General features: G+C 40.7%; 16 protein-coding genes, 1 tRNA gene, 1 pseudogene and 1 other annotated feature. Of the genes and pseudogenes, 3 read left to right on the top strand and 15 right to left on the bottom strand.

Going from position 1 to position 22,618, the window contains the following annotated elements:
* Positions 1 to 24 precede the first annotated feature (24 nt).
* The 3 genes from proC to O2S85_RS00080 form a co-directional block, all read right to left on the bottom strand.
* On the bottom strand, positions 25 to 837 hold the full coding sequence (proC, locus tag O2S85_RS00090) for a pyrroline-5-carboxylate reductase (RefSeq protein ID WP_269410794.1): 813 nt from the start codon (positions 835 to 837) through the stop codon (positions 25 to 27).
* A gap of 404 nt (positions 838 to 1,241) precedes the next feature.
* Positions 1,242 to 1,331: transfer RNA gene (locus O2S85_RS00085), tRNA-Ser, on the bottom strand.
* A 104-nt stretch (positions 1,332 to 1,435) separates the two neighbouring features.
* Complete coding sequence (locus O2S85_RS00080; RefSeq protein ID WP_269410793.1) at positions 1,436 to 2,413, bottom strand: NAD(P)H-quinone oxidoreductase; 978 nt, start codon at positions 2,411 to 2,413, stop codon at positions 1,436 to 1,438.
* A gap of 143 nt (positions 2,414 to 2,556) precedes the next feature.
* Between O2S85_RS00080 and O2S85_RS00075 the strand changes: the two genes are divergently transcribed.
* Entirely contained in the window at positions 2,557 to 3,906 is a 1,350-nt protein-coding gene (locus O2S85_RS00075; protein ID WP_269410792.1) for an MATE family efflux transporter, read from the top strand.
* Positions 3,907 to 4,012: 106 nt separating this feature from the next.
* Here O2S85_RS00075 and serS read toward each other — a convergent pair whose 3' ends face one another.
* The 4 genes from serS to O2S85_RS00055 form a co-directional block, all read right to left on the bottom strand.
* A complete protein-coding gene (serS, locus tag O2S85_RS00070) occupies positions 4,013 to 5,287 on the bottom strand; it encodes a serine--tRNA ligase (RefSeq protein WP_269410791.1) in 1,275 nt (424 codons plus the stop codon).
* A 71-nt stretch (positions 5,288 to 5,358) separates the two neighbouring features.
* Positions 5,359 to 5,568 (bottom strand) — a binding site (T-box leader).
* Between the two features lie 146 nt (positions 5,569 to 5,714).
* Positions 5,715 to 6,320, bottom strand: a complete 606-nt coding sequence (gene pdxT, locus O2S85_RS00065) for a pyridoxal 5'-phosphate synthase glutaminase subunit PdxT (RefSeq protein ID WP_269410790.1) — start codon at positions 6,318 to 6,320, stop codon at positions 5,715 to 5,717.
* 15 nt (positions 6,321 to 6,335) lie between these two features.
* Positions 6,336 to 7,220: a pyridoxal 5'-phosphate synthase lyase subunit PdxS gene (pdxS, locus tag O2S85_RS00060; protein WP_269410789.1), complete on the bottom strand. Its 885-nt coding sequence runs from the start codon at positions 7,218 to 7,220 to the stop codon at positions 6,336 to 6,338.
* Positions 7,221 to 7,280: 60 nt separating this feature from the next.
* Entirely contained in the window at positions 7,281 to 8,621 is a 1,341-nt protein-coding gene (locus O2S85_RS00055) for a serine hydrolase (RefSeq protein WP_269410788.1), read from the bottom strand.
* Between the two features lie 226 nt (positions 8,622 to 8,847).
* Between O2S85_RS00055 and O2S85_RS00050 the strand changes: the two genes are divergently transcribed.
* Positions 8,848 to 10,749 (top strand): IS1182 family transposase, encoded by a 1,902-nt coding sequence (locus O2S85_RS00050; RefSeq protein WP_369419674.1) that lies wholly within the window; start codon positions 8,848 to 8,850, stop codon positions 10,747 to 10,749.
* Here O2S85_RS00050 and guaB read toward each other — a convergent pair.
* A pseudogene (gene guaB / locus O2S85_RS00045) lies at positions 10,708 to 12,075 on the bottom strand (IMP dehydrogenase); the annotation flags it as partial. The gene O2S85_RS00050 and the pseudogene guaB sit on opposite strands and share 42 nt — an antisense overlap.
* Before the next feature lie 164 nt (positions 12,076 to 12,239).
* On the opposite strand from guaB, the gene O2S85_RS00040 reads away from it, so the two are divergent.
* On the top strand, positions 12,240 to 13,190 hold the full coding sequence (locus O2S85_RS00040; protein WP_269410786.1) for a YaaC family protein: 951 nt from the start codon (positions 12,240 to 12,242) through the stop codon (positions 13,188 to 13,190).
* A gap of 39 nt (positions 13,191 to 13,229) precedes the next feature.
* Here the strand turns inward: O2S85_RS00040 and gyrA are convergent, their stop codons facing one another.
* From gyrA to dnaA, 7 genes are all read right to left on the bottom strand, one after another.
* On the bottom strand, positions 13,230 to 15,755 hold the full coding sequence (gene gyrA / locus O2S85_RS00035) for a DNA gyrase subunit A (protein WP_269410785.1): 2,526 nt from the start codon (positions 15,753 to 15,755) through the stop codon (positions 13,230 to 13,232).
* Between the two features lie 120 nt (positions 15,756 to 15,875).
* Entirely contained in the window at positions 15,876 to 17,801 is a 1,926-nt protein-coding gene (gene gyrB / locus O2S85_RS00030) for a DNA topoisomerase (ATP-hydrolyzing) subunit B (protein WP_269410784.1), read from the bottom strand.
* A 154-nt stretch (positions 17,802 to 17,955) separates the two neighbouring features.
* Positions 17,956 to 18,234, bottom strand: coding sequence for an extracellular matrix regulator RemB (gene remB / locus O2S85_RS00025; protein WP_269410783.1), 279 nt, complete (start codon positions 18,232 to 18,234; stop codon positions 17,956 to 17,958).
* 14 nt (positions 18,235 to 18,248) lie between these two features.
* Positions 18,249 to 19,361 carry a DNA replication/repair protein RecF gene (recF, locus tag O2S85_RS00020; RefSeq protein WP_269410782.1) on the bottom strand — a complete coding sequence of 371 codons (1,113 nt, stop codon included), beginning with the start codon at positions 19,359 to 19,361 and terminating at the stop codon, positions 18,249 to 18,251.
* Positions 19,362 to 19,401: 40 nt separating this feature from the next.
* Positions 19,402 to 19,620, bottom strand: a complete 219-nt coding sequence (gene yaaA / locus O2S85_RS00015; RefSeq protein ID WP_269412644.1) for a S4 domain-containing protein YaaA — start codon at positions 19,618 to 19,620, stop codon at positions 19,402 to 19,404.
* A gap of 228 nt (positions 19,621 to 19,848) precedes the next feature.
* On the bottom strand, positions 19,849 to 20,985 hold the full coding sequence (gene dnaN, locus O2S85_RS00010) for a DNA polymerase III subunit beta (RefSeq protein ID WP_269410781.1): 1,137 nt from the start codon (positions 20,983 to 20,985) through the stop codon (positions 19,849 to 19,851).
* Positions 20,986 to 21,256: 271 nt separating this feature from the next.
* A complete protein-coding gene (gene dnaA / locus O2S85_RS00005; RefSeq protein ID WP_269410780.1) occupies positions 21,257 to 22,606 on the bottom strand; it encodes a chromosomal replication initiator protein DnaA in 1,350 nt (449 codons plus the stop codon).
* Positions 22,607 to 22,618 lie beyond the last annotated feature (12 nt).

Below are 22,618 nucleotides of genomic sequence, written 5' to 3'. Positions count from 1 at the left end.
ACTATATCTCGCTTTTTTTCGTTTTTAATGGTCTCCCAGTTCAACCGAACGCTTCCGAGCACTATCCACACATTTTATAATTAGTTGCTGGAAGTCATTTTCCTCCAATGTTTCAATGGCTGCTTGTGTGGTTCCCCCAGGACTGGTGATTTTTTCACGCAACATGCTTGCCGACTCACCGGATTTTTTAAGCATCTCTCCCGCACCAATAATCGTTTGCGTAATTAAATCATTCGCCACTGTATGGTCGAGTCCTGCCTGTGCTGCTGCTTTTTCCATGGATTCCACCAAGTAATAAAAATATGCGGGGCCGCTCCCAGAGATACCTGTGACCGCGTGCATATCCCTTTCCTCAACAATGACGGTCGTGCCAATGGTCTTAAATAAAGAATCGGCCAAATCTAAATCCGTTTTTCGTGCATGAACACCTGCTGTGATTGCTGTTGCAGACAAACCAATGGAAGCAGATGTATTAGGCATAACCCGAACAACCGGTACCTTAGATCCTAACCGTTCGGAAATAAATCTAGTGTCTATTCCAGCAACGACCGATATTACAAGTTGTGTCGGCTTAATATATGTTTTCACTTGATCAATCGCTTCACCAATGTCATGCGGCTTGGTAGCCAGAATAATGAGTTCCGCCCCATCAATCGCATATTTCTTATCAGCCGTTACCTGAATGTCATACATATTTTGCAGCTTGGTTAACCGCTCCTCGCTATTTTTATTTGTCACAACGATTTGACTACCCGTTAAAAATCGCTTATTCAATATCCCGATGATGATCGACTCGGCCATCGATCCTGCACCAATAAAACAAATCTTTTCCACCATGCTCAACCACCCTTTATGATTTTCATATAAAAAGACCCCATTTTAGCCCTTTGAAAAGGACGAAAATGAGGTCTCGAATTTCCGCGGTACCACCTAATTTGGCATTTATATTCATGCCCAGCTCAATCGATAACGCATTTATCTGCGGTTAGATATTGATCTAACAACTCCCAGGTAGGTTCACAATCATAGTATCCGATGGAATCTTGCAGCCGATGAATTCCACTCTCTTTCGGGCTAAAGATTGGTACTGGCCTGTTCTTTGCCTTTATCATATACGATATGTTTTATGTACTATAAGCTGAAAATGGAAATTTGTCAAGGGACGGTTCTTCTGTCCCACTATTTTTTTACATGGAAGAAAAAAACTGGGACAAGGTGCCTGTCACCTTGTCCCAGTTCAAAGGAGGTAGAGGGATTCGAACCCCCGCGCGGTTTGACCCGCCTGTCGGTTTTCAAGACCGATCCCTTCAGCCAGACTTGGGTATACCTCCGTAATCGACAAGAATTAATATATCATGGCTATACCTATCATGTCAACGTGAAAATGCCAAAATCCATGATAATTCTACAATAAATCTTGTCGAATAATGTATGCTTATGCTAAATCAATGACGATTTTACCAATATTTTTGTTGGCCTCCATGTGTCGATGTGCGTCCTGAATTGCAGTTAAAGGGAAAACCTGGTCAATAATCGCCTTTATTTTCTTTTGGGCAAATAGTGGTAGTGCTTTTTCGGCAAATTCTTTGGTTAATTGTTGTTTGTAAACGTCACTTCTAGGTGTCAATAATGTTGCCTTTAGATGAATTCGTTTGGCCATTAGCGACATGATATCCACTTTTTCGACGACTGATCCACCCAGCACACCAATTAAGACCCAGCGTCCATCTACCGCAATACTGGTTAGGTTTTTATTCCAATAAGATGCACCAATAAAATCAAGAATCACATCGACACCGGCTTGATTTGTCACCTTTAATACTTCTTCGTCAAATTGTTGTTCTTTATAGTTGATTCCGACATCCGCACCAAGGGATCGACAATAATCCAGTTTTTCTTTGGAACCAGCAGTGGTAATAACCTTTGCGTTGGTCAATTGCTTGGTTAATTGGATTGCGGCTGTACCAACTCCGCTACCACCAGCATGAATTAATACGGTATCCTGGTTGGTCAGATTCCCCAACCAAAACAATGTCTGATAAGCTGTGAGGAACACTTCCGGAATTGCCGCCGCTTCTTGAAATGACAGGGCATCGGGAATAATCATCGCCCGATTAGCCGGCATGACAGCATACTCAGCATAACCGCCACCGTTTACTAATCCCATAACCCGGGTACCAATTTCTATATGGCTATCAGCACCAGCATCCACCACGACACCGGCAACTTCAATGCCAAGGATCGGGTTCGTCATATAACTGGCCCCTTGTTCCCGGGTCATGATATCTGTACGGTTGATCGCACATGCTTTGACCTGAATAAGTAGTTCATCATTGTCTATCTTCGGTTTGGGCCGATCGGTAATCTGTAATTGCTCTGGTCCGCCAGGGTTTGATACAACTACTGCTTTCATGATTGATTGCTCCTTTTTTATTTGAGTTAATAGTATCATACTAAAATATTTCATAAAGACAAGCAACTATTGGAAAACAGTTTAATGGACTATTACTATAGGAAAAATTAAAATGAAGATATTATGCAATCGGGGTGATCTTGATGAGCATGGTAAATCAACGATTGGATACCCAGTCCGTAGCTAAAAGCTTTTTTCAATACTTTATCCCAACACTGCTTGGCATGATGCTAATGTCAGTCAACATTGTCGTGGATGGTATTTTTGTCGGGAATGGTGTCGGTTCGGTCGCCCTGGCCAGTGTCAATGTAGCTGTTCCGGTGTTTTCCATTATTATCTCCATTTCCTTGCTTATCGGAGTTGGCGGGGGAACGATCTATTCGATGAAAATGGGTGAAGGTAAAACAAAACAAGCACAGCAGTTGTTCACCATAGCCTTTGCGCTATTAACCACCATAACCGTGATTATTGCTGTTATTTGTTATTGGAACATGGAGAACATTGCGCTGCTTTTCGGTGCAAATGAGGAAACTTTGGACTATGCGGTTGATTATATGCGTGTCTTATTTATTTTCTCATTGATCTTAGCATGGGAAAATTTTTTCAGTATTTTTGTACGTAATGACGGTGATCCACAACTCGCCATGATCGGTCTGGTTGTCTCCGCCTTACTTAACATTGTCCTCGATTATTGGATGGTCTTTATTTTGAAGCTTGAGGTAACCGGGGCAGCACTGGCAACCGTGATTGCTACGTTAATTGGTCTGATTATTTATCTGTTCCACTTTTTCAAAAAGGGAACAGCTTTAAAGTTTACTCGCCTGCATTGGGATAAAACCGCTTTGAAACGAATTAGCACGATCGGTGTGCCTAGTTTTCTTTCCGAAGCAGGAACGGGAATTTTTGTGATGGGCTATAATATTGCAATTGCCCATTATGCAGGTACAACAGGCCTTGCTGCGTTTTCTGTGATTAATTATTTGCATACCTTTATGTTTTTGGCCTTTATCGGTATCGGGCAGTCTATTCAGCCGATGATTAGTTATTACCATGGGGCAAAGCAGGATGCGTCCATCAAGCAAACCGTTAAAATCGCGGAAATTACCGGGCTTATTCTTGGTCTCATCTTCTTGGCGATCGGCTATGTTGGGGCAGACGTATTAGTAGCAATTTTTGGAGTAACTGATGAAGTAACTGCTGAACTTGCAACTAAGGGGATAAAACTATTTTTCCTTGGCTATTTGTTTATGGGCACCAATTTTATTTATATGACCTATTACCAGTCAATCGGTTATGTACGACCAGCGATCGGCATTACACTGTTCCGCGGGTTTATTTTATTGATTGGAGCACTCTACATCTTGCCACTTTGGTTTGGTACAACTGGAGTTTGGCTGGCCCTGCCAGTGGCGGAAGGATTAGTTGCCATTACCCTAATATTCTTTTCCAAGGGTGGCGTTATGGGAAAAAGAACGCAATCACCTGGGTATTAACGATGTAATAGGTAACCCCCCAGAATGTGGAAACTCCGGGGGGGCTTCATGTTTCTACTTTAACAACGCATGAATGGGTCGTACATCGGAAACATCACTGAATGATTCACTTTATATATTCTTTTCCACCCATGTAAGGCTGCAATACTTCCGGAACTGCAACAGAGCCATCTTCCTGCTGATAATTTTCCAGGATGGCGGCAACGGTTCGGCCCAGTGCCAATCCAGACCCATTTAAGGTGTGGACAAATTCCGGTTTACCATTCTCCTCACGACGGAAGCGTATACCCGCACGCCTTGCTTGGAAATCCTCAAAGTTAGAACACGATGATATTTCCCGGTATGTTTCCTGGTTTGGAATCCACACCTCAAGATCGTATTTTTTTGCAGCTGTGAAACCAAGATCACCGGTACACATGCTCATCACCCGGTACGGCAATTTCAATAACTGTAACACTTTTTCAGCGTGACCAGTTAATGCTTCCAATGTCTCATATGAATCCTCTGGTTTGGTAAAATGCACAAGTTCCACTTTATTAAATTGATGCTGGCGAATCAGACCGCGTGTATCGCGACCGGCAGAACCTGCTTCAGAACGAAAACAGGCACTAAAAGCAACGTATTTTTTTGGCAGATCGTTTTCCTTTAAAATTTCTCCACGATAATAATTGGTTACTGGTACTTCTGCGGTCGGAATCAGGAAATAATCCCAGTCTGATATTTGGAATGCATCTTCTTCAAACTTCGGCAATTGCCCGGTTCCCGTCATACTTGTACGATTAACCATATACGGTGGCAACATTTCCTCATAACCATGTTCATCGGCATGCAAATCCATCATGAAGTTAAGCAGGGCCCGTTCCAAGCGTGCACCCAAGCCTTTATAGTAAACAAATCTGCTACCCGTTACCTTTCCAGCCCGTTCGAAATCAAGAATATCAAGATCAGTAGCGATATCCCAATGTGGTTTTGCGTCAAATGCGAATGTTGGGAGGTCTCCCCATTGACGAACTTGCACATTATCATCCTCATCTTCACCAACCGGTACACTTTCATGAGGGATATTAGGGATAGAAAGCATCATGTGTGATAGTTTTTCTTCAATTTCCTTTAGCTCTGTATCGAAGGCTTTAATTTGCTCACCAACCCGACGCATCTCTTGAATGACAGCATCGGCATCTTTTTTTTCTTTTTTCAAAGCAGATATCTGTTGGGAAGCTTCATTACGTTTTGCTTTTAATTGTTCCGTTTCGGCAATTAATTGGCGACGTCTTGTATCAAGTTCAACGAATTTCTCCAGTTCCGATAAATCCTCACCCCGATGGGCAAGTTTTCCTTTTACCTCATCAAAGTTATTGCGTAAATACTTCATATCAAGCATTTCCTTTTCCTCCTATTTCAATCTGTTTAGTTCCAGCAACTTTCTCATTAAAAAACTCCCGTCCCTAATAAAATAGGGACGAGAGTTTTTTCCCGCGTTACCACCCTTGTTGAAGATAACATCTTCCGGCTCCAATCATAACGGTGATTTAACCGGGTTTACCTACTTAATTCAGCAAACCAGTTCAAGGATGGATTCGCAGTATGTTTGCATCGATTCACACCAGCCATCGACTCTCTGTTAACAAATGATACTGTTACTATTCCTATCATTACTTTTATAATCCTTTATTACCTAATATGATAGCTAACTTGCCCTTATGAAGCAAGTGTTTTTAAAAAGCTAAGAAAGTATAAAAATCCAGCCTACATTCAGCTTATGCCAGAATAGGCCCCGTCCGGCTCCAGCGCCCAGCGGCTAGCAAACTTCAGGTTTGTACGCCGCTAACCGGGCGCTTACGCCTTTGTTCTGAGTCTTCCACTATTTGAGCAAAATATTCCATAAACCGGTTATCATCGGTTAATTCTGGGTGAAATGCAGTACAAATATAATGCTCTTGTTTGGCTGCAACGATTTTATCGTCATACGTTGCCAGCACTTCAACACCATCGCCAACTTCCAATATGTATGGCGCACGGATAAAAACGGCATTGAAGTCCTCGGCAACATGGCTAATCGGCAATTGGACTTCAAAGCTGGCCACCTGACGTCCGAATGCATTTCTGGCTACCTTCATATTCATTAATCCTAAATGAGCCTCTTGCCCGGAGATTTCATTTGCCATTAGGATCAGTCCGGCACAAGTACCAAAAATCGGTTTTCCCTTTGCACCAAATTCCTGGATCGCGGTAAAAAAACCATAGCTATCAATCAGCCTGCGCATTGTCGTACTTTCACCGCCAGGCAGGATCAACCCATCAATTTCTTCCAGCTGCCCTTTATGCTTTATTTCTACAGCTTTTGCCCCGGTTGCTTCAATGGAACGAATATGCTCACGTACAGCACCCTGTAATGCCAGTACACCTATTATCATCGGTATTCCTTCCTTCTATTCACTGCGATCCTGCATACGGTCGCCAGCTGCAAGTGTACTCATTTCAATTCCCTTCATTGCTGTACCAAGTCCTTTGGATAGCTCAGCAATTAATCCATAGTCTTGATAATGGGTGGTTGCTTCCACGATTGCTTTGGCAAACCGTTCTGGATTATCTGATTTAAAGATACCGGAACCAACAAATACACCGTCTGCTCCTAGTTCCATCATTAATGCCGCATCACTCGGTGTCGCAACCCCACCTGCAGCAAAGTTAACAACTGGAAGTCGGCCTTCTTCACGAATTTGTAATAGAAGTTCATATGGTGCGCCGATTTCTTTGGCATAAGTCATGACCTCATCCGCTGACATTGCCGTAAGCTTACGGATTTCTGATTGCACCTGGCGCATATGACGAACTGCTTCGACGATATTTCCTGTTCCCGGTTCCCCTTTTGTCCGTAACATGGATGCACCCTCACCAATTCGACGCGCTGCCTCGCCTAAATTACGGCAACCACAAACAAATGGCACGGTGAAATCTGATTTTTTTAAATGATAAACTTCATCAGCTGGTGTTAACACTTCACTTTCATCAATATAGTCTACACCCATCGCTTCCAATACGCGGGCCTCAACAATATGACCAATTCGTGCTTTCGCCATTACCGGAATGGATACCGCGCGCAAAACTTCCTCGGTGACTGTTGGGTCAGCCATCCGGGCAACACCTCCTGCAGCACGAATATCGGATGGAACACGTTCTAACGCCATAACAGCAACTGCCCCTGCTTGTTCAGCTATTTTAGCCTGCTCAGCGTTCACCACATCCATGATAACGCCACCTTTTTGCATTTCCGCCATTCCGCGTTTAACACGATCTGTACCAGTGTTTGCCATTTAGAATTCCCCCTCTTGTCATTTTTCTATCTACTCTATTATAATACGAAATCCTTTATACTAAAACCATCCTTTAACCATATCAACGAGTGATGAAAATAGATTACTGAAAAAACCGCCGATGGAACCAAGCATAAGCATAAACCAATTCTTTTTATCAACTGTTTCCGTTGCGACAATATCAACCTGATCAGAACCAGCTGTATCAGTGATATACCCATAATCATTTTCTCCATTATACTTTACTTCAGCTGTACCAACTTTTTCTCCTTTTTTAATTGGAGCTGTTAACTCACCATTTTCATTTAACTTACGCTTATCAATATGATACTCAAGCGAATACCCTTCTTTATCGCCTTTTTCAATCGGTTGCTTGACTTGCTTGTTGATAGCAATTTCAACTTTATCTTCTTTGCCTTTGGTTACAGGGAGGGTTTTTTGGTCTTTTAGTTGATAACCTTTGGCAAACAACTCTTTATCCTCAAAGTTTTGAAATCCATAGTCAAATAGTTTGGCTGTTTCTTTAAAGCGTGCATTATCATTCTTCGTTTTCATCACCACGGAAATCAGCCGGTGACCATCACGTTCTGCTGTTCCCGTAAAACAATAGCCAGCAGTATCCGTAAAGCCTGTTTTCAGTCCATCTACCCCTTCATAATAGAATTGGGTCAATGAGCTTGCATCTTTTTTATCATGCTTTAACATCCAGTTCCAGTTGGTGATTGCCTGATCTTCAAACTTCGCTTTTGGAATACTGGAAATTTCCAATGCTTTAGGGTAATCCTTAATCAGATTATAAGCAAGTAATGCAGCGGATCGTGCGGACAATAGATTGTCATCATCTGGTTTTGTGCCTTTTGGATGGTTTTTACCCAGGTCTTCATTTGCTAACCCGGTTGCGTTAACAAACTTGTAATCTGGCAATCCCATTTCTTTCGCTTTTTTATTCATTAACTTGACAAAATCACCCTCGGAACCACTAATTAATTCCGCAAGTGCAATCGCTGTACCGTTATCAGAATAAATTGCCATTGCATTGTAAAGATCACGAACCTTATAATCTTTGTTTTGTTTTAAACCTACACCAGAAAAGCTATCATCTGCAGATATGCTATATGGATAATCACTAATCTGTGTGGTTGTATCCCAGCTGATTTGACCTTCATCGATTGCTTCCCATACCAGGTATTCGGTCATTATTTTGGTCATACTAGCTGGAGGAAGGGCCTCATCAGAATTTTTTTCGTAAAGGATTTTTCCCGAATCTGAATCAACCAGAATAGTTGATTCAGCATCAATGTCTACTGCTGCCTGTACTGTAAATGGCTGTACCATAAATGATGTCATTATGACAAGCATGGCGAGTAATATCGATAAATCTTTGCGTAACTTCAATTTCACTTTCTCTACCTCCACCGATAAATAGTATGCATCTTTTGTATTTTACCACATGAAGAGATAAAAAAATGAGGCTGGGACAAAACTCCAGTAAATAAAAATTAAGGCGTAGGAGCTTACACTAAAAAAAGTGTAGGCCCCACGCCTTTTTTGACATTATTTTAGTAAACAAAAAGGACACCTTTTGATAAAATTAAAGTTACCTGACAATAATTTTGGAGGTGTCCTTATGTTTAAACATTATACCATGAATCAGGTAGTTTTGCCGCTAGATTTAGAAATTAAATTGAAAGAGAATGATATTGCTTTTGCGATCAATGATCTTGTCGAGAGTATTCCCGAAGAGGTTTTCGATGACTTAATACGACAAACCGGCCGTCCTGCGTACCATCCTCGCATGATGTTGAAAATCATTTTGTGTGGGTATACGCAATCCGTGTTTTCTGGTCGTAAAATAGAAGCTTTATTACAGGATAGTATCCGCATGATGTGGTTGGCTCAAGGACACGAACCCAGCTATCGCACCATCAATCGTTTCCGTTCTCATCCACTCATCGAAAACATACTACGTGAATGCTTTGTCCAGTTCCGGAATCAGCTTGTGGAAAAGGAATTGATTGAAGAGGAAGCCATTTTTATTGATGGTACAAAAATTGAAGCGAACGCCAATAAGTTCACCTTTGTGTGGCGGAAATCCGTTGAAAAATATAGTGATAAGCTAATCGAAAAGTCCAATCAACTGTATGATGAGCTGTTGGAGAAGGAGATCATCCCGGCAATAGAGCGAGAAACAGAAGAGAAACTTTCCGTTAAAGAAATGGAAGAAGTAGTCGAAAAGTTAGATGAAAAGGTTGAGGAATACGATAAAAAAATCGAAGCTTGTGAAGTTGGTAGCGAACGAAAGAAAATCCGTTCCGAACGTAAATTTCCAAAACAAGCTCGCAAGCAGTTTAACGATTTCATCACTCGTAAGCAAAAGTATCAAAACGATATGGAGAAATTCGGGGACCGTAACAGTTATTCAAAGACAGATCCGGATGCGACGTTTATGCGCATGAAGGACGACTACATGAAGAACGGTCAATTGAAAGCTGGTTACAATGTCCAGATTGCAACGGAAGGTCAATACGCGCTCGCTTACGATGTTTTCCCAAACCCGACGGATACACGCACTTTAATTCCTTTTCTCGACTCGATTGAAGAAAACTTTTTCGAACTGCCGGAACACATTGTCGCGGATGCCGGATATGGCAGTGAACAGAATTATGAAGATATCATCGAGAATCGAAATCGAACGCCACTTATTACATACAATCAATATCGAAAGGAGAAGAAAAAGAAGCATAAGAACAACGCTTTTCATGTAGATAATTGGGATTATAATGAGGACGAAGATACTTTTCTGTGCCCAAATGGACGGAAAATACGGTTTAGTCATCATTCCAAACGAACAGACAGGTACGGATTCACCCGTGAATTTAAAGTGTACGAATGTGAGGACTGTTCGGGCTGTCCACTCCGCGATTTATGTACGAAAGCAAAAGAAGGAAACAACCGAAAAGTCTACATGAATGAAAAGTGGGAATCCCAAAAAGAATATGTACGTGCGAAGCTTTCAGACGAGAAAACTGGTGAAATTTACGGAAAACGTAAAATTGACGTAGAACCAGCGTTCGGTTTCTTGAAGGCTAATTTGGGTTTCACTCGTTTTTCTGTCAGAGGAAAACAGAAAGTGAAAAATGAATTAGCCTTCGCATTGATGGCGGTGAACTTGAGAAAGTACACCGCCACGAACAGTAAATTAGTACCGGAAGATAGAAACAACTCCACAAAAAAGGTTCCAAGCAAACTTTTGATTTGCTTGGAACCTTTTTATTTACTATTTTTGGCTAGTTATGTCCCAGCCTCATTAAAAATTTTCGTATTGGAAAATCCAAAGAACCAGTGTTGGTCAAAAGCGCTAATCGGGGCGCTTGCATCTTTGTTTTTAAACCGAGTAGTTTGGTGCTTCCTTGGTTATTTGCACATCATGTGGATGGCTTTCGCGCAATCCGGCATTGGTAATGCGGACAAATTGTGCTTCTTCCCGCAATGCGTTAATAGTTGGAGCACCGCAATAACCCATTCCTGAGCGCAGACCGCCAAGCAATTGATGGACTGTATCAGCAAGTGGCCCTTTGTATGCCACCCTGCCTTCAATCCCTTCTGGAACCAGTTTTTTGTTTTCTTCTGATTCCTGGAAGTAACGGTCCTTGGATCCGGCTTTCATCGCACCGACAGAGCCCATACCACGATACACCTTATAACGCCGGCCTTGGAAAATTTCTGTTTCTCCAGGACTTTCCGAAACTCCGGCAAACATACTACCTAACATGACGGCATGTGCTCCTGCTGCAATAGCTTTGACAACATCACCGGAATATTTGATACCACCATCAGCAATCACAGCAACACCATATTTTTCTGCTATTGTCGCACAATCATTAACCGCCGTTATTTGTGGAACACCGACACCGGCAACAACTCTGGTCGTACAAATCGATCCCGGTCCGATACCAACTTTAACAATGGTTACCCCTGCTTCAATCAGATCCTTAGTTCCTTCGGCTGTAGCAACATTACCAGCAATAATATCTAAATCAGGATATGCCTTTCTTATATTACTAATCTGTTCTAATACACCTTTGGAATGACCATGTGCTGTATCAATAACAATTACATCAACACCAGCTTCGACAAGTTTTTCAATCCGTTTCATACCATCCGCAGTAACACCAACGGCTGCACCAACCAACAATCGGCCATGCTCGTCTTTTGCAGCATTTGGAAATTCAATTGCCTTTTCGATATCTTTGATGGTGATCAGACCTTTTAATACCCCTTGTTCATTGATTAGTGGCAGCTTTTCTATTCGATGTTGCTGCAACATTTTTTCCGCTTCTTCAAGAGTAGTACCAACAGGGGCGGTGACAAGATTTTCACTCGTCATCACATCTTTGATTAATGTCGAATAATCTTGAATGAACCTTAGATCCCGATTCGTCAAAATACCAACTAATTTTTGCTCCTCCAGACTATTGACGAGTGGTACACCAGAAATGCGAAATTTACTCATCAAGTGTTCCGCGTCATAAACTTGATGTTCCGGTGTCAAAAAGAATGGATTGGTAATTACCCCACTTTCCGACCGCTTTACCCGATCGACTTCTTCCGCCTGTTCCTCAATCGACATGTTTTTATGAATGACACCCAGGCCACCCTGACGTGCCATAGCAATCGCCATACTTGATTCAGTAACGGTATCCATACCTGCACTAATCAATGGTGCATGAAGCTTTAACTTATTCGACAATTGTGTCTGTAATTTGACTTCCTTGGGCAGGACTTCTGATTTAGCCGGGACGAGCAACACATCGTCAAATGTTAATCCTTCTTTGGCAAATTTATCAGTTCGCATGATTTTTCCTCCTTCTTGATAGTTGCGGTGTATATTTCAATTCACTGGGATAAACTATTTATTGTTATATACAATACGGTATCCAAAATACTTTTTCAATAAAAGTTTTTTATACACAAAAAGAAAATGGATTCATAATATTTTAAGCATTGAGGTAGAACAACATGTCCAAACAAGATTTAGCACTATTATACCTATACCTGCAATCTCAGGACACAGCCCAACGGTATTTAGAGCAGCATTACAAGGAACTTACCGGTGTCGAAGCAAAGGCAAAAAGCTACGAAAATTGTAACCCGTTTATTTACTATCTTGATCATGGGCAGCAGTTCATTACAGCCAGTCACAACTCACCAATGCTGATGCAGCCAATATTATTATTTTATGGATTGACTCATTTACTAAAGGCATGTCTCTTAACAAGAAGACCAGATTATCCCGAATCTACTTCTATCCTTGCCCATGGTGTTTCAACAAGAAAACGGAAAAAGAAACACTATACCTTTGTCCATGATGAAGTTAAAATCCAGCATAATGGTTTGTTCTCCTATGCTGCCAGGCATCTGTATGATATGAATACCATTCCATTTGAAAAGATAAAGATGAAAAAGTTATTTGCACTAATCCCGGAAATGAATGATTTATGGAGCCTTTCTAATCAGCAAAAATTAGTTGCGATTGGAAAAGCGGACAATAATCGACTTGTTTTTCCTGCAACAACTTTAGATGATTATCATATAACAAAAAAGGCATTCATTCATCGCATTTCCCCACACTTGCCTTATATTCATAAAGTATCACAAACAGTCAATCAAATTCATCTTGAACTGGATAAGCCGATTGCCCAATCGCATGGCCCATTTTTTTGCCATCAAAATGGAACAATCTATTTCCCGTTGGACCGGGAATATTTTTTGACCCTTCCAGAGATATTAATTCATTATTTGCTGCTTTACAATCTAAGTATGATCAGCAGGTATGAGACAGAATGGTGGGGCGAATTGATAACGGGGAAGGCAGATATGGATTATCCCTGGATCAAACATTTTTTGAAAACAGCTGCCGATAAGATTCCTTTTCTTTTGGGACAAGAGCTCGCAATTGGAAATACATGAGAATAAAGGTGACCATGAATGACACAGGTCACCTTTAGATTATTCTTCATCGTCATCATTTTCATCTATTTTCTCTGCCGGTTTCGTTTCTTCGTTGATTACTTCCTCATCGTCACTTTCTTCTTCTTCGTCTTCGTCTCGTTCTAGTATTGTAACTGTAGCAACTTCCTCTTCATCGTGAAGACGAATCAGGCGGACACCTTGTGTATTTCTTCCTGTTTCTGAAATACCGCCGACCGGAATACGAATTAACACACCCGCAACAGTAATTAACATCATATCCTCTTCACCGGTAACTGCCTTAACAGCAACTACATGTCCGGTCTTTTCTGTTACGTTACAAGTGAAGATTCCCTTACCGCCACGATTTGTTACCCGGTATTCTGCTTCAGGTGTTTGTTTTCCATACCCTTTGCTGGTAACATTCAGGATTCTGGAACCTTCTTCAAGAATCTCCATGGAAATCACTTCATCATCACCACGTAATGAAATACCTTTGACGCCAGCTGAGATACGTCCCATTGAACGAATTTGGTCTTCAGGAAAGCGAATAAGATAACCATTTCGGGTGCCAATCATAATATGTTTATTCCCATCGGTTAAACGTACAGAGATTAATTCATCACCCTCGCGAAGATTCAAGGCAATTAACCCGCCCTTTCGTATATTAGCGAATTGTGACAAACTCGTCCGTTTGGAAATGCCATATTTTGTCGTGAAAAAGAAATACCAGTCGTCAGAAAACTGTTCAATCGTAATCACTGCATTTACCCATTCATCCGGTTCGATCTGCAGCACATTAATAATAGGAATTCCTTTGGCTGTCCGTCCAAATTCAGGTATCTCGTAACCTTTGACCTTGTATACTTTCCCTTTATTCGTGAAGAAAAGTACCGTATCATGGGTGGAGGTGGACACTAAATGTTCGACAAAGTCATCTTCATTTGTCCCCATTCCTTGTATTCCCCGGCCACCACGTTTTTGAGTACGATATGTCGACGATGGCAGGCGTTTAATATACCCCTTGTGGGTTAGCGTAATGACGATATTTTCTTCCGGAATTAAGTCTTCATCCTCGAAAAAATCAGCGCCGCCAACCATGATTTCCGTCCGCCGGTCATCGCTGTAGCGCTCTTTTATTTCAGTTAACTCTTCACGGATGATCTCAAGCACTTTTTCATCATCAGCCAGAATCGCCTTCAATTCCTCTATTAGTTTGACTAAGTCATTATATTCGCTTTCGATCTTTTCCCGTTCCAAACCGGTTAGTCGTTGCAAACGCATATCAAGAATTGCCTGTGCCTGTTTTTCTGACAACTTGAAGCGTTCCATCAAGCCATCACGGGCAATATCGGCTGTTTTGGAGTTGCGAATAAGTGAAATAACTTCATCAAGATGATCAAGTGCTATCCGCAATCCTTCCAATATGTGTGCCCGGGCTTCTGCTTTTTTAAGTTCAAATGCCGTACGACGTTTAATGATGACTTTTTGGTGATCCAAATAGTGTACCAGGCATTGTTTTATCGTTAATACCTTTGGATGTCCGTCAACCAGTGCCAGCATATTGATTCCAAATGTTGTTTGAAGTGCTGTATATTTATATAAATTATTCAACACCACATTTGGATTGACATCACGACGTAATTCAATGACAACACGCAGACCATTTCGATCAGATTCATCGCGTAAATCAGTAATTCCGTCAATCCGTTTATCCCTGACAAGTTCAGCAATCTTTTCCACTAATTTTGCCTTGTTTACCTGGTAAGGCAGTTCAGTTGCAATGATCGTTGCCTTGCCATTTGCCTGTTCCTCAATATTCACTTTTGCCCGAATCGTGATCGATCCTTTTCCTGTTTCATACGCCTTGCGAATACCACTGAGTCCAAGAATTTGACCTGCAGTCGGGAAGTCGGGACCATGGATATAGTTTTCCATTAATTCTCCAATGGAAATTTCCGGGTCTTTACTTATAGCCAGAACTGCATCAATTGTTTCACCCAAATTGTGCGGCGGAATGTTTGTCGCCATCCCGACAGCAATTCCCGATGTCCCGTTAACAATCAAGTTTGGAAAGCGGGAAGGAAACACAATTGGCTCGCGTTCTGTACCATCATAGTTATCCTGGTAATCAATGGTATCCTTATTGATGTCGCGAAGTAACTCCATTGATATTTTGGACATACGCGCCTCTGTATATCGCATTGCCGCTGCCGAATCACCGTCAACGGACCCAAAATTCCCGTGTCCATCAACAAGCATATACCGATAACTAAAATCCTGTGCCATCCGTACCATTGATTCATACACGGCAGAGTCACCATGTGGATGATACTTACCGATTACTTCACCGACAATACGAGCGGATTTTTTATATGCTTTATCCGCATGCATACCTAAATCGTTCATCGCAAATAATATTCTGCGATGAACCGGCTTCAAACCATCACGCACATCAGGCAATGCACGTGACACAATTACACTCATTGCATAGTCAAGAAAGGATGTCCGCATTTCCTGACTAAGATTCACTTCCTGAACATTTGGACGTTGTTGATCCGCCATCTACTCTACCTCCTGATTCAGACCCCCGACTTCTACTGGTCACCGGATTATCTTCTGGTTAAGAAATTCAGACTCTGTTCTGCTTATGCCGGCTCCAGCGCCTTTGTTCTTATGCATCAATTAAATATCCAGGTTCTTCACATATTGCGCATTTTCCTGGATAAAGTTCCGTCTTGGTTCTACCTTGTCACCCATCAGGATATTAAACACCTGATCCGCATCAATCGCATCTTCCAGTTCCACTTGCAGTAATGTTCTGGACTCCGGATTCATGGTTGTTTCCCATAACTGTTCGGCATTCATTTCACCAAGACCTTTATAACGTTGTAAACCTGGTTTTGGTACCTTGGGAATTTCCTCCAAAATACGATCCAATTCCTTATCATCATAAGCATAGTGGGCTATTTTACCTTGCTGGATTTTATAAAGCGGTGGCTGAGCAATGTAAATATAACCATTTTCAATTAATGGACGCATATACCGATAGAAAAAGGTTAATAATAATGTCCTGATATGCGCACCATCCACATCTGCGTCGGTCATGATTACTACTTTATGATAACGTGCCTTGGTGATATCAAAATCCTCCGCAATTCCGGTTCCAAGAGCAGTAATCATCATTCGTACTTCATTATTCGACAAGATCTTATCCAATCGGGCTTTCTCCACGTTTAGAATTTTCCCACGTAGCGGCAGGATCGCCTGAAAATGCCGGTCACGTCCTTGTTTTGCAGATCCACCAGCGGAATCTCCCTCAACAATGTATAATTCACTTATTTCAGCGTCACGGGACGAACAATCTGCAAGTTTTCCCGGAAGATTGGAAACTTCCAAGGCACCTTTTCTACGGGTTAATTCACGTGCCTTCTTAGCTGCCATTCGTGCCCTTGAAGCCATCAAACCTTTTTCCACAATAATCTTTGCAGTTGTTGGATTTTCAAATAAAAAATTGGAAAAGGATTCACTAAAGGCCGCATCGGTAACCGTACGAACTTCGCTATTGCCTAGTTTTGTCTTTGTTTGACCTTCAAATTGCGGGTCAGGATGTTTAATGGATACGATCGCAGTCAACCCTTCACGTACATCATCACCTGTCAAATTCGGGTCATTTTCCTTAAACAGGCTATTCTTTCGCGCATAATCATTAATCACCCGTGTCAGCCCTGTTTTGAAACCAGCCTCATGGGTGCCACCTTCATAGGTATGAATATTATTGGCAAACGAGTAAATATTACTGGCAAAGCCATCATTGTATTGGATAGCTACTTCGACGATAATATTCTGTTCTTCCGTTTCAGCATAAAACGGCGGGTGCAGTACTTCTTTCGTACGATTAATATATTCAACATATGACTTAATCCCGCCTTCATAGTGAAAGGTCACGGGTTCTTCGTCTGTACGTTTATCTTCTAATGAAATCCGAATTCCCTTATTTAAAAAGGCTAATTCACGAACACGCTGCTGTAAGGTGTCAAATTCAAATGCCGTTGTTTCCGTAAATATTTCCGGGTCAGGCTTAAAGTGGGTAATTGTACCAGTAATCTCTGTTTCACCAATTACTTTAATTCCATCCTGTGCAACACCCTTTTCAAAAGCCAAAAAGTATATTTTGCCATCCCGATGGACATACACTTCCAAATTGCTTGATAATGCATTGACAACTGATGCTCCAACACCATGCAGACCACCGGATACCTTATAACCGCCACCGCCAAATTTCCCTCCGGCGTGCAAGACAGTCATGATTACTTCCAGTGCAGGTTTGCCTGTTTTCTTTTGAATATCAACTGGAATTCCCCGGCCATTATCTTTTACTGTGACGCTATTATCCTTTTCGATAATGACCTGGATATGATCACAAAAGCCGGCCAAAGCCTCATCAATACTATTATCCACAATTTCCCAAACCAGATGATGTAAGCCTCTTTCACTCGTTGAACCAATATACATACCAGGCCGTTTGCGAACAGCCTCAAGCCCTTCAAGTACCTGGATCTGATCTGCATTATAGGCTTGTTTATCTGATACTCTGTTGTCTATTGACATTTTTTCACCCACATTTCTTCATACAAGAGTCATCTCTAATATTCGTTATATCGTATACAGCAAGACCGCTGTTATTTTCTTTTTATAAAAAAGTATAAATTCATGGTTTTATAAACTTGTTAGTTTCATGCCGCTTACCGGGCATTTCAGCTTTTCACTCGATTTCCTCCACATAATCATCCAGCTTGCTGATTGTTGAGATCATACTTGCTCGTTTTTTTAGTGTAGATACGGATAGTGAACTGTAGTAAATATAATCAGTGGTCACCACAACAGATTTTGACTCATCAGGATCGCCTGCTATCTTGTCCGTTTGTTTGGCAGCATTCATCATCTCCTCCATGATGGAAGAGGAAGTAACCACATTTCGGTCAATAATGGTGACCACATCTTTTGATTGTATAACTGTATCATTTCCAATGTGAATAAACATCAGTTTCACCACCTCTATGTATCTACTGTGCCGTTTCTGACACGAAATAGCTCCGCTTCCTGCAATGTATCATGGTTAATTCCTTCAATGCTTGTTGTTGATACAAAGGTTTGAACCTTACCTTTAATCGTATTTAACAGATGAGATTGCCGGTAATCATCCAGTTCACTCAATACATCATCAAGTAAAAGTACCGGATATTCACCAACTTCATTACAAATTAACTCAATCTCGGCAAGCTTAAGGGATAATGCAGTTGTTCGCTGCTGGCCTTGGGAGCCAAAGGTTTGCACATCCTTGTTGTTGACCAAAAACAACAAATCATCACGGTGTGGACCGATCAAGGTGGTTCCCCGGTCAATTTCTTTATCTTGCAGGCTTTTAAATTTGGATAGATAAGTTGTTACTATTTTCTCCTTATTTGCTGTTTCTGATACTTCAATCGTTGGAGAATACTGGATTTCAAGGCTTTCAAGCCCCCGACTTATTCCCCGATGAATAGGACCTGCCCATTTCCGCAATAAATCCAGGAAGTTAAATCGCCGCTCAACTAATGTTGCAGCATGTTCAATTAACTGCTCCGTTAAAACAGTAAGCATGGTACGATCAAATACTGACTGGCGTTGCATTTGTTTTAATAAATGATTTCGTTGTTTTAATATTTTTTGATACTGTCCTAAATGATAAACATATCGGGGTTGAATTTGACCAAGTTCCATATCAATAAACCGTCGGCGAATTTGCGGCACACCTTTAACCAGCGTCAAATCTTCCGGGGCAAACATAACGACGTTTAATGCGCCCACATAATCACTCAGGCGCTTTTGTTCCATATGATTCATTTTTGCTTTTTTCCCTTTTGAGGAGATAACAATTTCAAGTGGCAGCGATTGATTTCGTTTTGTAATCCTTCCCTCTATTTTAGCATATTCTTTCTCCCACTGGATGAGTTCTTTTTCCCTTGCTGTTCGATGGGACTTGGTGAATGCTAAAACATAAATGGCTTCCATCAGGTTTGTCTTTCCTTGTGCATTTTCACCAATAATAAGATTGATTTTATCATCAAACGCGAGGTCCAGCTGATCATAATTTCGATAATTTTTCAAGGTTAATTGCTGAATATGCATTTAAATTCCTCTTTTTTCCATTTGTTTAGCAACATGTATGTTATTTCTTAGTAACTATATAGGACCCGTTTTGCTCTACTTCAATCACATCATGTTCATAGAGTTTTCTGCCACGGCGATGCTCTTGCTCACCATTAACCATAACACCAAAATCTTGTAGAAAAGCCTTAATCATACCGCCTGATTCAAAAATATTTGTCAGCTTTAAAAACTGGCCCAATGTAATGAATTCGGTGTCTATTTCAATTTGTTTATGCAAGTTTTTCACCACTTTTAATGCAAAATATATTCGTTTCATTCTCATTTGTTCGTCATGCACGATTAATATCCATACTCTATTGTACTAAAGTTTTGTCATGAAAGAAAGGAAGGACATAATATATATGATTTAATAAACAGTAAAAGGTCCTTATCAAACAAGATAAGGGCCTTTAGATAACATTTTTTCCAAAAAGAGTAAAAAAGGAAACTACTGCCAGAGTTTTTTCTAATATGTCCGAACAGGTAAAATAAGTTGCAGAATTGGTTCATCAGTGATTGGTTGAATAATAAATGGGCGCATGGCACCGGTGAATTCAATCTTTACGATGTCATTATTAATTGCCCTTAGCGCATCAAGCATATATTTTGCACTGAACGATATCTTTAAATCTTCGCCTTCGATGGATTCCGCTGAAACCTCTTCAACAACCCGGCCAATTTCCGGTGAATTGCTGGAGATCTCTAATACGTGATCACTTTTTGTTGTTAACTTGACAACGTTATTTCGTTCATCCTTGGCCAAAAGTGAGGCACGATCGATCGTATGCAACAGATCTTTGGTAATGACTGTAATTTGCGTTTTACTTTGATCCGGAATTAACCGGGATGTTTCCGGGTAATTGCCGTCTAATAAACGTGATAAAAAATATAAATGATTTGTTCGAAATAAAATTTGATTGTTAGTTACACTAAGTTCAACAGGTTCATCAGAATCCGCCAAAATCTTATTTAATTCGGTTAAACTTTTTCCGGGTACAACCACATTTGAAAATTCAATGGTAGTGTCGGCAACAGGAACATCCCGTGATGCGAGACGATGGCTGTCTGTCGCATTAAAACTTAGCGTGCTATTTTTTAGTTGCAGATTCACCCCGGTTAGAATGGGACGTGTTTCCATTGCTGATACCGCAAATACGGTTTGCTTGATTAGATTTTTAAGTATATCTGTCGGTATTTGAAAGCTGTTGTCTGTTTGCAGTCTTGGCAATGGCGGGTATTCCTCCGCATCTTGACCATTAAGACTAAACTCGGCTTTACCGGAACGAATAGTTACCTTTAGATTGTCGTCTGCCTCTATTTCTACAGTGTTTTCTGGTAATTTGCGGACAATTTCAGGGAAATATTTTGCTTGTAAAACAATACTTCCCTCTTCAATATTTTCCACTTGAACAATCCCATCTTCTTCAGCAGGAATAAATGATTCAATTGAAATGTCTGAATCACTTCCAGTTAATGTGATCCCGTGCTGTTCAGCATTTATTTTCATTCCGGTTAAGATTGGGACAGCTGTTTTTGACGAAATTGCCTTCATTACATTCTGAACGCTTGCAATTAATTGCTCGCGTTGAATCATAAATTTCATGAAATATGTCCTCCTATGTGGAAGTAAGTTAAATGTTGTACAAATAATCCGTTCTAGCAAAGGAATGTATATTCAGCGTGCTTGCCATGTATTTATATTTATTATCTTTATAAAAAATAATAGTAATAATAATAGGGACTGTGATTATGTGGATAACCGTTCATGTCGCTTATTTTATGAAGTTGTACACATGTGGATAACGTGTTGATAAGTCGGAACTACTGTTCACATTATACACATGTGCATAACGGTAGTATGAATCAATGTGCGTTTAAAATGTTTTAAGCTGTTCTTTTAATTGTTCAACTTCCCGATCAAGTAATGTATCATTTTCAAGTAATTTTGCTATTTTTTCGTGCGCATGAATGACGGTAGTATGATCACGTCCGCCAAATTCCTCTCCGATTTTAGGGAGGGAGAAATCAGTTAATTCCCTCGCTAAATACATGGCAATTTGACGCGGAAAAGCAATCGACTTTGTTCGTTTTTTTGCTGCAAAATCCTCTAGTTTGACATTATATTTTTCACCAACGGCTTGTTGAATTTTGTCGATTGTAATGACTTTAGGTTTACTGCTGGGAATAATATCTTTTAAAGCGTCTGCCGCAAGTGATGCATCAATATCATGGTTGACAAGCGATGAGTAGGCAACGACACGAATTAATGCACCTTCAAGTTCTCTGATATTGGTATCTATTTGATTGGCAATATAATTCATTACCTCACTTGGAATATCAAGTCCTTCAGCTTTTGCCTTTTTGCTTAGAATTGCAATTCTTGTTTCCAGGTCTGGCGGCGTTATATCTGTGATTAATCCCCATTCAAACCGGGAACGCAAGCGATCTTCTAGCGTTGGTATTTCCTTGGGCGGACGGTCACTGGAGATAATAATCTGTTTATTTTCTTCATGTAACGCATTAAAAGTATGGAAGAATTCCTCTTGTGTTGACTCTTTTCCCGCAATAAACTGAATATCATCAATCAGTAGAACATCGACGTTACGGTATTTATTACGAAAATTATTTGATTTGTTATCCATGATGGCATTAATAAATTCATTGGTAAATTTTTCAGAAGTAATATAAACAACATTTGCCTTTTGATTGTGTTCACGTACATAATGACCGATTGCATGCATTAAATGTGTTTTACCAAGCCCGACACCACCATAAATAAATAGTGGGTTGTAAGCGTTTGCTGGTTGTTCAGCGACTGCGAGTGAGGCAGCATGAGCAAAACGGTTCCCTGAGCCAATAACAAATGTATCGAAGACGTAATTGGGATTTAGCATGGTTTTCGCAGTGTCCTGGCCTTGGGTATTACTGGCTGCAGTTGGTTCAGGTACCGGTTTTGTCTCATTGGGCTTGGTGTTAGCTTCAGGAATAATAAATTTCACTTGTAACTTGGAACCGGTTATTTCATATAACGCGTTGGAAATTAAATTCGTATACTTACTCTCTAACCAATCCTTTGAGAATTCATTCATTGCAGAGATCGTCAAGGTGTCACCGTCTAGTGAATATGCCTTAGTATTTTTTAACCATGTATCAAAACTTGGTTTACTGATCTGTTCCTCAATGACTTCCAGTGTAGCCATCCAAAGTTCATCAATGTTTTCCAATCCGGTTTTCAC

Source organism: Lentibacillus daqui (assembly GCF_027186265.1).
GTDB classification, from domain to species: Bacteria; Bacillota; Bacilli; order Bacillales; family Amphibacillaceae; genus Lentibacillus_C; species Lentibacillus_C daqui.
Note: the sequence above shows the minus strand (reverse complement) of the source record. Positions and strands in the feature narration are given on the sequence as shown.